Annotated in this window: 16 protein-coding genes; 13 read left to right on the top strand and 3 right to left on the bottom strand. The window is 50.3% G+C overall.

From position 1 onward, the window contains the following. Window positions 1-303 precede the first annotated feature (303 nt). The 6 genes from ACG2E4_RS11790 to ACG2E4_RS11815 all read left to right on the top strand — a co-directional run bounded on the left by ACG2E4_RS11790 (window position 304) and on the right by ACG2E4_RS11815 (window position 7,128). Complete coding sequence (locus ACG2E4_RS11790) at window positions 304-3,279, top strand: DUF2723 domain-containing protein (RefSeq protein WP_395276684.1); 2,976 nt, start codon at window positions 304-306, stop codon at window positions 3,277-3,279. 66 nt (window positions 3,280-3,345) lie between these two features. Then, window positions 3,346-3,813 (top strand): hypothetical protein, encoded by a 468-nt coding sequence (locus ACG2E4_RS11795; protein ID WP_395261435.1) that lies wholly within the window; start codon window positions 3,346-3,348, stop codon window positions 3,811-3,813. Between the two features lie 21 nt (window positions 3,814-3,834). Next, the gene (gene ybeY / locus ACG2E4_RS11800; RefSeq protein ID WP_395261434.1) at window positions 3,835-4,272 is read left to right on the top strand and encodes an rRNA maturation RNase YbeY; all 438 of its coding nucleotides are present in this window, start codon (window positions 3,835-3,837) and stop codon (window positions 4,270-4,272) included. 129 nt (window positions 4,273-4,401) lie between these two features. After that, the gene (locus tag ACG2E4_RS11805; protein ID WP_395276685.1) at window positions 4,402-5,565 is read left to right on the top strand and encodes a DUF445 domain-containing protein; all 1,164 of its coding nucleotides are present in this window, start codon (window positions 4,402-4,404) and stop codon (window positions 5,563-5,565) included. A gap of 142 nt (window positions 5,566-5,707) precedes the next feature. Next, the gene (locus tag ACG2E4_RS11810) at window positions 5,708-6,379 is read left to right on the top strand and encodes a hypothetical protein (RefSeq protein WP_395276686.1); all 672 of its coding nucleotides are present in this window, start codon (window positions 5,708-5,710) and stop codon (window positions 6,377-6,379) included. Beyond that, window positions 6,376-7,128 carry a DUF3307 domain-containing protein gene (locus ACG2E4_RS11815; protein WP_395276687.1) on the top strand — a complete coding sequence of 251 codons (753 nt, stop codon included), beginning with the start codon at window positions 6,376-6,378 and terminating at the stop codon, window positions 7,126-7,128. The genes ACG2E4_RS11810 and ACG2E4_RS11815 overlap by 4 nt, the downstream gene beginning before the upstream one ends. 7 nt (window positions 7,129-7,135) lie before the next feature. Here the strand turns inward: ACG2E4_RS11815 and ACG2E4_RS11820 are convergent, their stop codons facing one another. The 3 genes from ACG2E4_RS11820 to ACG2E4_RS11830 are packed head-to-tail and all read right to left on the bottom strand — an operon-like array spanning window position 7,136 to window position 9,905. Further along, complete coding sequence (locus ACG2E4_RS11820) at window positions 7,136-7,705, bottom strand: 5-formyltetrahydrofolate cyclo-ligase (RefSeq protein WP_395276688.1); 570 nt, start codon at window positions 7,703-7,705, stop codon at window positions 7,136-7,138. A gap of 7 nt (window positions 7,706-7,712) precedes the next feature. Continuing rightward, window positions 7,713-9,329 (bottom strand): bacillithiol biosynthesis cysteine-adding enzyme BshC, encoded by a 1,617-nt coding sequence (bshC, locus tag ACG2E4_RS11825; protein ID WP_395276689.1) that lies wholly within the window; start codon window positions 9,327-9,329, stop codon window positions 7,713-7,715. Window positions 9,330-9,332: 3 nt separating this feature from the next. Beyond that, window positions 9,333-9,905, bottom strand: coding sequence for a bifunctional nuclease domain-containing protein (locus ACG2E4_RS11830; RefSeq protein ID WP_395261428.1), 573 nt, complete (start codon window positions 9,903-9,905; stop codon window positions 9,333-9,335). A gap of 156 nt (window positions 9,906-10,061) precedes the next feature. On the opposite strand from ACG2E4_RS11830, the gene ACG2E4_RS11835 reads away from it, so the two are divergent. The 7 genes from ACG2E4_RS11835 (at window position 10,062) to nuoF (ending at window position 15,229) form a co-directional block, all read left to right on the top strand. After that, window positions 10,062-10,436, top strand: a complete 375-nt coding sequence (locus ACG2E4_RS11835) for an Mth938-like domain-containing protein (RefSeq protein ID WP_395276690.1) — start codon at window positions 10,062-10,064, stop codon at window positions 10,434-10,436. Window positions 10,437-10,624: 188 nt separating this feature from the next. Continuing rightward, window positions 10,625-11,005, top strand: a complete 381-nt coding sequence (locus ACG2E4_RS11840; protein ID WP_395276691.1) for an NADH-quinone oxidoreductase subunit A — start codon at window positions 10,625-10,627, stop codon at window positions 11,003-11,005. Window positions 11,006-11,011: 6 nt separating this feature from the next. Beyond that, window positions 11,012-11,494, top strand: a complete 483-nt coding sequence (locus ACG2E4_RS11845; protein ID WP_395261425.1) for an NADH-quinone oxidoreductase subunit B — start codon at window positions 11,012-11,014, stop codon at window positions 11,492-11,494. Between the two features lies 1 nt (window position 11,495). Further along, window positions 11,496-12,008: an NADH-quinone oxidoreductase subunit C gene (locus tag ACG2E4_RS11850; protein WP_395261424.1), complete on the top strand. Its 513-nt coding sequence runs from the start codon at window positions 11,496-11,498 to the stop codon at window positions 12,006-12,008. 2 nt (window positions 12,009-12,010) lie between these two features. Next, window positions 12,011-13,303: an NADH dehydrogenase (quinone) subunit D gene (nuoD, locus tag ACG2E4_RS11855; RefSeq protein WP_395276692.1), complete on the top strand. Its 1,293-nt coding sequence runs from the start codon at window positions 12,011-12,013 to the stop codon at window positions 13,301-13,303. Between the two features lie 88 nt (window positions 13,304-13,391). Further along, window positions 13,392-13,940 (top strand): NADH-quinone oxidoreductase subunit NuoE, encoded by a 549-nt coding sequence (gene nuoE, locus ACG2E4_RS11860; RefSeq protein ID WP_395261422.1) that lies wholly within the window; start codon window positions 13,392-13,394, stop codon window positions 13,938-13,940. A 2-nt stretch (window positions 13,941-13,942) separates the two neighbouring features. Beyond that, window positions 13,943-15,229: an NADH-quinone oxidoreductase subunit NuoF gene (nuoF, locus tag ACG2E4_RS11865; RefSeq protein ID WP_395261421.1), complete on the top strand. Its 1,287-nt coding sequence runs from the start codon at window positions 13,943-13,945 to the stop codon at window positions 15,227-15,229. Window positions 15,230-15,319: the final 90 nt, after the last annotated feature.

Here is a 15,319-nt window from a genome sequence, read left to right on the forward strand (position 1 = left end):
GATTACATGGTTCCCGCGTAAATTCCTTTTTAACCAATTTTAAGCAGACAGGCAAGCGGGCCGATTTCAACCTTTCAGCGATTTTATGGAGCAGCGGCGGCAAGAATTTTAACCCGATTTATTCTACTTGCCGTTCCAAATAAAATAACTCAAAATCTTGCTCGTTCTGTTTTCTTCGTACATGTAAAGGGGTCCCGACGGGCATCTATTAATTATTTTGATTCCATACAGCCGATGCCTATTATTGCGTTCACGCTAATTATTGACCTTAAATTAGTTAAGTAAACCCGATAAAATCACCGGATGTTTAACGATCACAAATCGACCAATCGTACCCTCGCTCTTTTTGTTTTTCTCGTTTCCCTCGTCCTTTATATGCTTACCATGGCACCCACAGCAAGTTTTTGGGATGCGGGAGAATTTATTGCCGTTGCACATGGTCTGCAAGTAAACCACCCGCCGGGAGCACCGTTCTATTCCCTGCTGGGACGCATCTTTTCCATGTTTATGCCCACCTCCTATGTGGCCGTAAGCATCAATTTTATTAGTGCGCTGGCGTCCGCCCTGACGGTCATGCTCCTGTACCTGATCATCGTACGGCTGGTGCGGGAATGGCAACCAGATCCCGATGCAATGACGGGATCCGATAAAATCGGGATGTTTGGCGGTGCGATACTCGGTGCCTTCACCTTTATGGTAACCGACACTTTTTGGTTTAACGCCGTGGAGGCGGAAGTGTATGCCCTCTCCATGTTTTTTACCGCGGCCGTGGTCTGGATGGCCCTCAAATGGTCTGAACACCACGAAGAACCATACAGCGAACGCTGGCTGGTTCTCATTGCCTACATGTTCGGACTGGCCCTGGGCGTACACCTGCTGAATCTGCTCGCACTGTTTTTTGTCGCACTCGTTATCTATTTCAAAAAGCAGGATGTGACCCTTCTGTCGATGGCTGCCGTCGGGGTTGTTTCGGTGATCTCGTTCCTGGTGATTTACCCCTTCACCGTCCAGATGCTCCCGAGTATCCTTGATAATATCACCCGGGCCAGCTACGGACTGATCGGTCCCGTCTTTTTTATAATCCTGATTATCGGGGGGCTCTGTTACGGACTCTATTATACCCACACGCGGGGGCACCGTATTGCAAATCTTGTCATGCTCAGCTATACCATGATTCTCATCGGGTATTCGTCCTATTCTGTCATCTTTATCCGCTCCATAGCTGATCCTCCCATCGACGAGAACGACCCTGAAACCGTCGAGGCGTTCATCAGCTACCTTGAACGGGAACAATACGGGCAAACGCCGCTGTTGACCGGCCATACCTATGATAATGCGCAGGGGCGCATCAACCAGCAGGAGCAGGTCTTTTTCCCGCGTCGCTATTCCCCGCAGCATCTTCAGCAATACTCGGAGTACAGCAGCGACTGGGACTACTTTCTGGACTACCAGCTGAACCACATGTATATCCGGTATTTCAACTGGAACTTCATTGGCCGCGAGGCCGATATCCAGGATACGGGATGGCAGGCCGGATTTTCCGAGAGCCCGTATGAAGACAATCCCGCTCACAACAACTATTTCTACATCCCGTTCCTGCTTGGGTTATTCGGCATGATTTTCCACTTCCAGAAAGACTGGAAGCGTGCTCTTTCAGTCCTCGCGCTATTCATAATGACCGGCTTTGCCATTATCATTTTCCTGAACCAAACCCCGATGCAGCCGCGCGAGCGTGATTATGCGTATGTGGGCTCCTTTTTCGCTTTTGCCATATGGATCGGCATGGGAGGGGTGGGCATCGTCGAGCTCATTAAGGAATATGCCCGCGGGAACAAGTATCTCTCCTACGGAGTGCTCGGGCTGCTTTTGGCGGCTGCCCCGCTCTGGATGGGATACCAGAATTTTGACGACCACGACCGAAGCGAACGTTACGTCGCTCCCGACTACGCATGGAACCTGCTGCAGTCAACGGCTCCGAATGCCATCCTTTTTACCAACGGGGATAATGACACCTTCCCCCTCTGGTACCTCCAGGAAGTGGAGGGCGTGCGAACGGATGTGCGGATCGTCTGCCTCAGCCTGCTCAACACCGACTGGTATATCAAGCAGCTGCGCGACCAGTGGTCGCATGAGTCGGCCCCGCTGCCGATATCCCTGACGGACCAGGAGATCAGCGAAATCACGCAGAGCCTCACGTTACACGAGCCTGATACGATCAACATCCCCGTAAATAAAGAACTTCTTCGCAACGCTTTTTCCGGGGACGACGCGTTTAAAGAGGCCATCGGGGTCAAGCCGGATACTTCCCTGCAGCTGTACCAGGAAGGCACCGATTTTGGCATGCCGGTAGATTCGCTTGACAATGAGGTGAGCTGGTACTACCAGGGACGCTCTGCGGGACAGGATCAGCAGGGCAACCCGCGTTACTACACGCAGGTGCAGGACAAGGTTATTCTGGACATCCTCGAAACCAACCAGTGGGTACGGCCGGTATATTTTGCCAATACGGTCTCCCCTTCCAGCCAGATGAACCTTCACTCCTACTTCCGTTTCGAGGGGAAGGCCTTTCGTGTTGTCCCCAAAAAACATTCCGGGGCGGGTGGTTATGGCTGGATGAATACGGATATTCATACCGATCGACTTAACAAGTTTCGATTCCGAGAATGGAATAACCCGGATGTCTATTTTGACGAGAATATTCGCCGCATGCTCGGAAATTACCGGTATGGCATTACCCAGCTGGCAGAAACATTCAACAAGATGGGCCAACCCGACAGTGCCGCCAAATGGCTGGCCTGGGGTGAGCAGAAGATTCCCTTTCACCACGTACAGGATAATGTAAACTCCCTGGTGCTGTACGCCTATGCCTACGCCAAAAACGATGCCACCGACAATGCGCTGGAACTTGCTGAAAAGGGTACCGAAAAGATTATCGACGACCTCTCCTATCACATGCAGCGGTACGACCGGCTACAGGACCGCATCATGGAACTGGATGCTGCAGCTAAAAGTGCAAAACAAAGTGCTGATTTGGAGGCACAGGGACGACTGCGTAGCCAAATTCAAAACGTGGTCTCACAGCGGCAAAGTTTGGGTAACGAAATCGGGTACAGTATCAGCCATTTGACCATTCTTCAGCGCATATACTACATGGCCGGGGAAGATGAGCAGGCCGGCGCACTGGCTGAACGCGTGAATGGAATTACGATGGACCGCATCGGACTTCCCACCTCCGAAGAGGAGAACAAGGCCCAGATCGAGCAGTATAATATCGACTAAATTTCTTATTACCGACAGGCACCGTATATTGAGCATGTTGAAATAGTCGAACAGGTTAACAAAACCATGATACACGAATTCACTAAAGAAAATATTGATGCCATCGCCGAGGTCCTGCAGACAAAGGCCAAGCCCCTTGGAAATGACGTATTCCGGTTTGAAGTCTCCGACCAGGCGGAGGGGCGGCGGCTGGCACTGGAAATTCACCTCGGGATGGAGGTCAATGACCAGCGGATGAATATGGTGTCGGTGTATGCCCAAAATACCTTCCTGCAATTGCACAACTGCACCGCCTTCATTGCCAGCGACATGCTCAAACAGGTTACGTTCTTTGGGCGGCAGCAGAACATGACCTCCGGACTTATTGTAGAGCAAGGGGCCGGATGCAGCCTCTATGCCAATGTGGAAGAGGCCATTCTGAACAGCGACTTCACCCAGCTTCCGGAAGACCTTATGATGTGCGCCATTGCCCTCTCCCTTACGGAATCGATCGACCTGGATGACTTCTCTTTTGACGATGAGGAAGAAGATTAAAGGGATAAAGGATTTTACCGTATGCCGCTTAAAGAGACGGATGTAGACCTGTTTAACGAGTCGGGCCGCCCGGTGCCTGTCAATGAGCGAATAGCCCGCAAATGTATTTCCGAGGTCGCCCGGCAGGAAGCCTGTTCGTTTAGCATGCTTGAGCTGGTATACGTGGATGAGGAAACGATCAAAGAGGTCAACATCAAACACCTTGACCACGACTATGTGACTGATATCATTACCTTTCGCTACGATGAGGACCCATCTTCCATAGATATCGAAGGAACCCTGTTCTGTTGCGCCCAGCGAATTGCCGAACAGGCAGAGGAGCTTGGTCAGGATGAAGTCACGGAATTCAAGCGCGTGCTGATTCACGGCCTGTTGCACCTGGCTGGATATGATGACCGCACCGAAGAAGATCGACTGGAGATGCGGCAGCGGGAAGATTTTTACCTTGATTTTGTTTAGTCATGGATCATGGGTCATGGATTGTGGTTGTGGGTTGTGGTTTTTTTTGAAAACGCAATCGGAACATCGTGGTTTGCATCTCGCAGTGATCTTGCAACTTCACGGATCTGGATTTAACAGTGGATACCCATGAGTGAACAGCCTCCAGTAACGGAACCCGGCAACCAAAGTGCTTTTGAGGTCGCTAAAAGCAAGACCAAAACGTACGCCCGCAATCTGTGGGATATTGTATCGCGCTATGCTGTTGTGGAACTGCCGAAGGAAACCGCCGCTAAACCGGAGGTTCCACCCGCCCGGTTTGAATATCGGCACAAAGGCTGGCTGGCACTGCTCGGCTTTTTCCCCTATCTGCTGGCATCAATGTTTGTAACCTCCTTTTTCTGGGACTTTCAGAATCTGCAGCTTTCACCAATGGGTTTACAGCTTCAGCTTGAAGGCTTGCTCAGGATATTGAGTATCAGTGGACTGATCGGCTTCTTTACCAACTGGCTTGCCATCACCATGCTCTTCAAGCCTTCCCAAAAGCGGCCTATACTGGGGTATGGTCTCATCCCTGCTCAAAAAGAGCGGATTGCCTGGCAACTCTCACGGGCGGTCTCCGACGACCTGATCAACCCGGAAATCATCAAGCAAAAGATCCATGAATCACAGCTTATAAGCCGCTACCGCGAAGAAGCCACCGCATACCTGAAAAGCATTATCGATGATCCCTCCTTCCGGGAGGAATTAAAAACCTGGGTCGTCGAATACGTCGATGAGATGATCGCCGACCAGGAGATCCGTTCTGCTATTGCAGAAAAAATTCTGCTTCAAATAGAAGAAGCCGTAGAGAATAAGTCGATTGAAAAAGTGGCCCTGAAAGCATATTCATTTATCCGGGGACAAGAGATGCAAAAAATTATTGAAGAGGCTCTTATCCGCCTGCCCGGTTCGGTGGAGAGAGGGCTCGACAAGGTGGATGACCTGCTCGATCGCCTCCCCTCCTCCCTTGAAAAGCACAGCGATGCCATCGAAAATATTGTCACCTCCCTGCTGTATCGCCTTGTAAATCAGCTTGATGTGCAGGCGCTTGTCGAGGAAAAATTAAACGAATATGACGAACAGAAACTCACCAATATTATTCGCGGCGCTACCAATGAGCAGTTGAAATATATCCAGTACCTTGGTGCAGTTCTGGGCACAATTGGCGGATTTGTAATCTGGGAGCCGCTCCTGAGCATTACGGTGCTGGGTATAGTCGGCGGGTTGATCCTGATGGCGGACCACCTGATATTTCAATTTCACAATAGTTAAGCTTCGAGACTTAAAATAAATTATTTTAAGTCTTATTACTTAAATAATTTATTTTTAAGCGTAAAGGCTTATATTGCTAACCGGGTTAACTTGGATATGTGGAGAATCGCTTTTCAACCTGAAACAGGCGAAAATTAGCTGAATGAAGAACAAAGAATCAATATACGCGGTAATCACCGGAGATGTCGTAGATTCCTCGAAGGTAGATCGCGCATACCGCGATCTGTTGATCGACACTCTGAAAGAAGCGTTTAGCCTGGCAGGAACCCTGACCCGTAAAAAAAACTGCTCTGTATCCTTTGATATTTACCGGGGAGACAGCTTTCAGGGAGTAATCACCGATCCCTCATTTGCGCTGCTGACCAGTCTCGTTATACGTTCCAGCCTTCGCAAAGCACAGCCCGAGAGCAGCACCATCAGCTGGGATGCCCGGACCGCGATCGGGGTAGGTCCCATCGACTATCTCCCGGATGAAGTTTCAGAAGGAGATGGCGAGGCTTACCGGCGTTCGGGCCCCCTGCTCGACAAGATGAAAACCGAACAGCGGCTCATTGTCAACACCCCGTGGGACGAGGTCAACAAAGAGTTAAGCGTACAATCTGCCCTCCTGGATGCGATCATCGCCAAATGGTCACCCAACCAGGCGGAAATTGTGCTTGAGCTGATTGAGGGTAAATCCAGAAAAACGATTGGCAGGGAATTCGGCATTTCGCAGGCAGCGGTCCATTACCGCGTAAAGGGCGCCGGCTGGCATGCCGTTAAAAAGTTTTTAGATCGCTATCAATTTATCATCCGGAAGCAACTCAAGACATGATTAGTCAACCCGAAATACTGATCCTGCTGCGCATAATAACGGCCCACCTGCTGGCCGATTTCCTGCTGCAGCCCGAGCACTGGATCCACAAAAAGAATATTCGTGGCGTTCGGGCACCGCAGCTGTACTATCATGTTGGTATTGTGGGAGTGTTGACCTACCTCTTTCTCGCAGACTGGTCCAATATTCTATTGCCACTTTTTATCACTGGTACTCATTTTGCCATCGATTGGTGGAAATCGGGTCGCCCGCAGCGCGCCCGGTATTTCATCCTTGACCAGATGGCCCACCTGTTGATGATTCTGACAGGTTGGATTTTTTATATCGGCATTACTACAGAAGCGATCCAGTTTATAGAATCGGTGTTCACTTCACCCCCATTCTGGATTATCTTGATCAGTTATCTTGCTGCAACCTGGCCGTTTGGCTACCTGATCGCCATCATCACCAGGCGCTGGCAGCGGGAACTGGCCTCCGGCGACTCTCAACAGCTTGCGGGTCTCCAAAATGCGGGCATGTGGATCGGCTGGACAGAACGGTTTATTATACTCACTTTTATCCTGCTGGAACAGTACGGGGCCATCGGATTCCTCATTGCGGCCAAATCGATCTTTCGATTTAGTGGCAAGCTGGATGGGAACAGGGAGCGTAAAGAAGCGGAATATATTTTGATCGGCACGCTGTTGAGCTTTGCCCTGTCAATCGCCCTGGGCATCGGAGTGGCCTACCTGCTTGAACAATGGGGATGACCGGCCATCACCTGATAACTCGCCGTTCCGTCACTACCGCCGCAACTTTCACATCATACGGCTCGGTGGGTATCGATTCAACGATGCACTCTTCAAAGCATAACCCTGCCGACGGGGCCTCCGTGTTCGCCAGGAAACGGTCGTAAAATCCCTTCCCATAGCCAATTCGATTGCGTTCCAGGTCCGCCCCCACCATCGGTACGATTACAAAATCGAGCTCATCCGGCTGTACCTCTCTTCCATTGGCGGGCTCCAGCACGCCCCACTCATTTCGCTGAAGCGACTCAAAAGAATGCAGTTCAACATGTCGGAGCTCTGTGGTTTCGATATCCGTGACCGGCACAACAACCCGCTTGTTAGATGCAAGCATCCAGCGCAGCAGGGCGTGGGTGTCCACTTCACGGCGGCTGTTCATCGAAACGTAGCAGTGGACCGTGCGGCTGCTCTTGAACTCCGGAAGTGTCTGAAGGCGGGCCGTTATATTTTCGGAAGCTTTCTGGTAATCCGGCTCAGGGAGGCCGGCACGGAGATTCAACAGCCGGCTGCGAAGCTCCTCCTTTTTTTCTATAATACTCATCTGAACGCTACAAATAGATTAATTTATGCTGATCCAGCCGTTCTTTCTCTTCCAGCGTGTCAAGGAGCTGATCCCAGATATCCATCCCGTACTTATTCATAAAGTAGATGAATGAAACCGTACGTTCCTGCAGGGCTCCCTCCGGGTAGAGGTTTGCCTTGATCCTGCGGATGCGCTTCAGCTGCGTCTCTTCCTGCTGTTTTACGGATCGGTATACCTTGCCTTTCAGCTTGTCTAGTTCCCCAAAGTAGACCGCCGTAGCCTTCCCGGCCGCCCCTTCCAGGGTCGGATCGATCTCCCTGATCTCCGAGGTATGTCCCTCCGCTATTTGTTTTACTTTTTCTTTCCAGTCGCCAAATATAGCTTCGATATCATGCCGCTCCGTCTGGTCGACATACGCCGATTCAAGATCCTCGATACGCTGCTCGTACTCTCCCACCTCAAACGGCAGTTCATCCAGGATTCGACTTATCGCGGGCTCAATGATTGTGGCACTCATCCGGGGAAAAATGGCGGGCATGCTGCGTTCAAACAGTTCATACATCTTTTTCATCTGGCCGTAGTATGCCAGTTCTCCGGGTCCGGCTACATAGCCGAGGGTGGGTACCATCAAGTCCTGCAGGATCGGCCGGAGAAATACATTCGGAGAAAATTTTTCCGGATCCTCGTCAATAAGATCCAGCAACTGCGCCGTAGACCATTCACGACCACTGTCGGTCTTCCAGCTCTGCCCGTTCCGCAAAATTTTGGTCCTTCCGGCTTCCTCATCCAGGTAGAACAGGTTGGAATCGTAGACAGTGGCCTGCCGGTGGTAGTTAGTTTCCAGTTCTGATGATTGCTGCTCCAGGGCTTCCCGAATTTGGTCAGCCTCTTCAATAGCGTATTTCATGCAATGGCGCGCCCTCTGCTTGATCGAGTTGCAGTTACTCCCGGCCAGAATAAGCCCGTGTTTTGAGAACAGCTCCGCGATTAGCTGGCCAAAGGCGGTATCCAGCCGTGTGCCATTGGTGTAGCAGGAATTCAGCAGCGCCCACAGGTCGGCGGTAAAATCGGTCTCAAAAAGATCGTTTTCAATCTCATTTTTAAATAAATCGAATGAGTCATCCAGGGTGAGCTCGGCAACGGGCGGGTAGCTGTTTCGGTTGTATTCAAGGGCATGCGTCTTCAGGTCATCATGGTTGAGCAGGCGCACATGCTTTACCTCATCATAGTCGTGATCTTCATCCGCCAGCCAAAACACTGGAATGACGGGCCGATCGAGTGTTTGCTCCAGGTTATCTGCCAGGTGAATGGTCGTGACCGTTTTGAGGATGGTAAACAGCGGGCCCCCGAAAATCCCCACCTGCTGGCCGGTAACCAGTGCCAGCGAGCGATCTTCACGCAACCGGTCAATATTCTTCAAGGCGTTTGCATGCAGATTGAACCGCTCGTTAAACTGTTTGAGCAGCTCAGCGGTTTCCGCCCGGTCCTGGGGAGCTGTAATGCGTTCAGCATGCTGTTGAAGGGCGTCCATGTCAAATGGATTAGCCGAATAGAAATCGGACAGCTGAGCGTACTCACTCACATATGTTCTGAAAAGTTTGGTAAACGGTAACTTGTTGAATGGATAATTTTTTAACTGCAACTGCTATCCTTTAAGCTTTTTAATCTCATCACGGAGGCGCGCGGCTTTTTCATAATTTTCCGTGTCGATGGCGGTCTGGAGTTCATTCTCAAGCTTTTCCAGCTTGGTCATTTCACTGGCGGGCTTTTCCTCGCGAAGGGTCGAAATGTCTCCCTGGCTCTCCTCCGACTCCGAGATGATGCCGGCCTCTTCCAGGATGGTATCGGCTACATATATCGAGGCATCAAACCGGATAGCCAGGGCAATAGCGTCGCTGGGCCTGGCATCGAGCTCCATATGTTCACCATTTTTATTGTAAATGATCTGGGCATAGAAGGTGCCCTCGCTCAGATCATTTATAAAAACCTGTTCCATCTCAGCCCCAAAACTTTGGATTATATTTTTAAGCAGGTCATGTGTCATAGGGCGTGGTGGCTTGATATGCTCGAGCTCCAACGCTATCGCCTGCGCCTCAAACGTCCCGATAATAATGGGCAGGCGCCGGTTACCATGAACCTCGTTCAGTATTAAAGCATATGCCCCGCCGCTGCTTGGACTTGTGGAAAGCCCGAGTATTTCCATCTTTATTTTATCCAATGGTACCTAAAACTTTGGGTTGATAACTGCGGTTACTATGGCGTCTAAGTTACAGATTTTTAGCTTACACTTAAACCATTTACCCCACTTATTTAAACGATTAGTCTGACAGCTGTGTTCATTTTATTAAAACCTGAACAAAGGGAGTGAATAATCATGCGAAAGGAACAGATATCACCCGAGATATCCAAATTGCGGTGGGGAACGGTTGAACTTTCCGGTGGACAGCGCTACAAGGATGTAAAATTGTACCCGGGGGGGTCCCGCGAGTGGGACTGGAATGAGACCGGAACCAGTCATGTGCCCGGCATTCAGCCCGCAGATGTTGAAGAACTTCTCGAGCACAATGCGGAAGTGGTAATTCTTTCAAAAGGGATCAATCAACGGCTGCAGGTAAAATCGGAAACCGAGCGTATGCTCCAAAATAACGGGGTTGAATATCACATTCTGCAGTCAGAAAAAGCGGTAGATAAATACAACGAATTACGGAAAGACCGGCCGGTGGGAGCCCTGATTCACTCAACCTGCTAACACCACTACCAGGCGGCATGGAGAACCGGAGAAAACAACCTTATTTATATGAATTCTAAATAAAAAGTTTCTACCTAAATTATTCTCAAATTAACTCCCAGAGTCCTATATTCGCTGCCTGCAATTGCGTTGACATTGCATCGTAATGACCCTAATTTCTCGTTCCGTTATTGAACCAGAACAATGTTATGCTAGAAAATTATATACCCATTGTAATTACTGCTTCTGTTGCCATCGGGCTGGCGGTACTGCTGAACGTTCTTGCCCGTATTGTGGGGCCCTACCGGCCTAATTTAACGAAGCTGGAACCGTATGAAAGTGGCATGGATCCGGTTGGTGAGGCCCGCGACCGCTATTCGATCAGCTTTTACATGGTGGCTATGGAATTTCTGGTATTTGACCTCGAGGTCGTTTTTATCTACCCGTGGGCAGTACGATATTTGGATCATGGTCCGGGAACTTTAATGGTCATGATATTTTTTATTTTTGTACTTTTTGTCGGCTTGATTTACACCCTCAAGAAAGGCACGCTGGACTGGGATATTAAACGCAAAATTTTAGAAAATTGAGTTTATATGGGTCTTGAAAACACATTAAGTGAAGGTTATCTCACCACCAAACTGGACACCCTGGTAAACTGGGCACGCTCCAACGCCGCCTGGCCAATGCCGATGGGGCTGGCCTGTTGCGCTATCGAAATGATGGCGTTTGCCGGTCCCCGCTATGACGTTTCCCGGTTTGGCTCCGAGGTGATGCGCTTTTCTCCCCGCCAGGCGGATGTCATGATTGTAGCCGGATGGGTTAACTACAAAATGGCCCATGCCATCCGGCGCGTGTGGGACCAGATGCCGGATCCCAAATGGTGTATCGCCATGGGAGCTTGCGCTTCAACAGGGGGCATGCACCGCTGTTACGGGGTTGTTCAAGGCTGTGATAACTTCCTTCCTGTCGATGCCTACATTTCCGGTTGTCCTCCCCGCCCCGATGCGCTCATCCACGCCCTTATGAAAATTCAAGACAAAGTACGTACCGAACACTCCATAACGCTTGATACCTAACATGAGTCTGGAACTGAACGAACAATTTCAACGTGTTATCGATGGCCTCAGCGAAGAGTTCTCGGAAAAGCTTGTAGAGGTGTACCAGTCTACCGGAGACACCTTCGTTCGCGTAGATCCTGATGCCATCGTGGATGTCTGCCAATACCTGAAAGAGAAGCATCATTTTATCTATCTGGTCGATATTTTCGGGACCGATCGCTTTACTTCTGAAGATCGGTTTGAGGTAATTTACAACCTGCTCTCGCTGCGTGACCGGCTCCGCCTTTTTATCAAGGTATGGCTGCCTGAAGAGGATCCTGAAATTGAGAGCGTGACCGGTCTTTGGAAGGCCGCCAACTGGTTTGAACGGCAAACGTATGATATGTTTGGAATTCGCTTTACAGGTCACCCTGATTTTCGTCGAATATATATGCCGGAAGATTTTGAATACTTCCCCATGCGAAAAGAATTTCCTCTGCTGGGCATTCCTGGCTCAATTGAACTTCCAAGCTCAACTCCCGATACTGAATAGCTATGGCCATTCAAGATCTTACAAACAAGGTAAAACCGAAGTTTTTCAAGGAACACCAGGAATCGCTCTACAAAAGCCTTGAAGACAAGCATACCACTATTGAGATGCTTGAGGACGAGGATCCCCTGAATACCAAGATGGTTCTCAACATGGGACCACAGCACCCTGCCACACATGGTGTGTTGCGCCTGGTCATTCAGTTGAACGGAGAGATTATTGAAAAAACCAAAGTGGATATCGGGTTTCTTCACCGCGGTGTTGAGAAGATTGCTGAAAACAAGACCTACCAGGAGTTCATGCCCTACACCGATCGCATGGACTACCTCTCTCCCTATAATAACAATGTAGCACTCTGTACAGCCGTCGAAAAAATTGCTGACGTGGAAGTTCCCGAACGGGCCCACTACATTCGCATGATTGGCTGCGAGCTGGCCCGGATTTCCTCGCACCTGCTGTGGCTGGGGACGATGGTTATGGATGCCGGGGCCGTCTCCTTTTTTATATGGACATTCCGCGAACGAGAAAAACTCTACGATATTTTTGACCAGCTGACCGGTCACCGTTTCACCGTGTCACATGCCCGTATTGGCGGGGTAGCCAACGATATTACTGACGATGCGATGGCGATGATCAAGGATTTCGCCAACAGTTTTCCACAGGAACTGAAAGACTGGCACAAGCTGTTGGATCGCAACCGCATCTTCTTTGATCGTAATGAGGATATCGGCATCCTGGAAACGGAAGACGCCCTTCAACTGGGGGCTACCGGCCCCACCCTGCGCGCGTCCGGTTACGCCTACGACATCCGGAAATTTGCTCCCTATGCCCGTTATGACGAGGTAGAGTTTGAAGTACCCACCCGGCTGGAAGGCGACAACCTGGCCCGTTATTACGTGCGCATGGAGGAGATGCAGGAAAGTATCCGCATCATCCAGCAGTGCCTCGACAAGCTGCCGAAAGGTCCCGTCCGAACGGACAACGCCAAGCAGGCCTATCCTTCCAAGGATGAAGTCTACTATTCCATGGAGGGGATGATTCACGACTTCATGATGACCGACACCGGCATCTGTCCGCCCGAAGGAGCCGAATCCTACCATGCGGTTGAAGCCCCCAAGGGCGAACTTGGGTATTTCATACAGAGCGATGGAACGGGGCACCCGTGGCGGTTAAAGATAAAATCTCCTTCGTTTGCCAATCTCCAGGTACTCGAAGAGATTCTCGATGGCGAAATGGTGGCTGACACCGTCGTTATTATCGGGGGCGTAGATCCTGTAATGGGAGAAGCGGATAAATAGAAATTCTTGAATTTTTGAATTTATGATTTGTTGAATGAATTATAATTCAATCATTCAACAAATCAATAACTCTATAATTTTCATATAGATGGCTGAGCTGTCATTTTCAGAAGAAGAACTGAAACAGATTGAAAAAATAAAAGCCAAGTTTCCGGAAGTGAAACCGGCTACGCTGCCTGTCCTTTGGGTGGCTCAAAAAAAGTTTGGGCACGTGAAGCCCGAGGTACAAAAGCTGGTGGCCGAAACCCTGGATTTGCCTGAATCTCATGTACACGGAGTAGCAACTTTTTATACCCAGTATTACAAGGAAGAGATGGGCGAGCACGTGCTGGATGTCTGTACCTGCCTGAGCTGCCAGCTCTGTGGCGGATACGACATCTTGCAATATCTGGAGGAGAAACTTGGCATCCAGGCGGGAGAAACCACTGATGACGGCATGTTCAGCCTGCAGGAAGTGGAGTGCCTTGGCGCCTGTGGTTACGCCCCGATGCTCCAGGTTACCAACGGGCAATATGTCAACAACCTGACCAAGGAGAAAGTCGATAAATTGATTGAGGATCTGAAATCGGGCAAAAAGCCTGAGTTTGAATCGATGAAGATGCCTCAACTGGAAAAACGAAATCAAGCTGCATCGTAATTATGGCTTCAGACTGGAAATCTTACGAACCGTTATTAATTCCCGACATCCCCGGACTCGAACAAATCGATGTCTACGAGGAAAACGGTGGCTACGAAGCACTCAAAAAAGTTCTTCAGAAGGAAAAATGGTCGCCCGATGACGTCACCAACGAGGTGAAGGCTGCCAACATTCGCGGTCGGGGCGGTGCCGGTTTTAACGCCGGACTAAAATGGAGCTTCATGCCTGATCCCGACGGCGGCCCCCGTTACCTGGCATGTAATGGAGACGAGTCGGAACCCGGCACATTTAAAGATCGCAAGATTTTTGAGTACAATCCCCACCTTTTCATTGAAGGCGCTGCCATCGCCGCCTACGCCATGTCGATCACCACAATTTATGTCTATATTCGCGGCGAATACATCTCCTGGGTAGATATGTTCCAGAAAGCCGTGGATGATGCCTATGACAAAGGATATCTCGGCGAAAATATTTTAGGAACCGATTACAGCGTTGATCTTGAAATTACCTACGGGGCCGGAGCTTATATCTGCGGCGAAGAAACTGCGATGCTCGAATCACTGGAGGGCAAGCGGGGATATCCGCGCGTGAAGCCCCCCTTCCCTGCTCAGAAAGGACTTTGGGGACGGCCAACGACTATCAACAATATTGAGACATTATCCAACGTGCCGCTCGTAATCAACCGAGGTGCCGACTGGTATACCAGTGTGGGAGCCGAAGATCACCCGGGTCCAATTTTGTACGGAATTTCCGGTCATGTGAATCAACCCGGCGTTTATGAATATCCCAGCGGCGTACCGGTTATGGAACTGATCAACGACGTTGCGGGAGGCATCCGGGGTGGCAAGGAATTGAAGGCGCTGATTCCGGGCGGCTCCTCGACCCCGGTGCTGCGGGCCGATCAGCTCGAAGAGGTAACGATGAATGCCGAGTCACTTCGCGAGGCGGGTTCCATGATGGGAACAGCCGGCATGGTGGTAATGGATGAAGATACCGACATGGTCGATGTGCTCTGGCGGATTGCCCATTTCTACCATCACGAGTCATGCGGACAGTGCACCCCCTGCCGCGAAGGAACCGGCTGGCTCGAAAAAGTGCTGATCAAAATTAAAAACGGCGAAGGGGAGATCAAGGATCTGGACCTGCTGCTGGACCTAACCACCCAGATGGAAGGGCGAACGATTTGTGCTCTTGCCGACGCCGCCGCATGGCCCGTGCGCCATACCATCAACCGGTTCCGCGATGAATTTGAGGCCAGGTGCAAGAAATCGGTACACGCCGTGGCGTGATTTAGTTATTGGTTATTTGTTGGTCCGGATCTTTCCAGTAACAAGTAACTAATAACTTTGGTCTAAAGGAGAATAATTAAGATGCTGACG

Origin of the sequence: Halalkalibaculum sp. DA384, assembly GCF_043951955.1 — a bacterium.
Lineage (GTDB): Bacteria > Bacteroidota > Rhodothermia > Balneolales > Balneolaceae > JAMQKA01.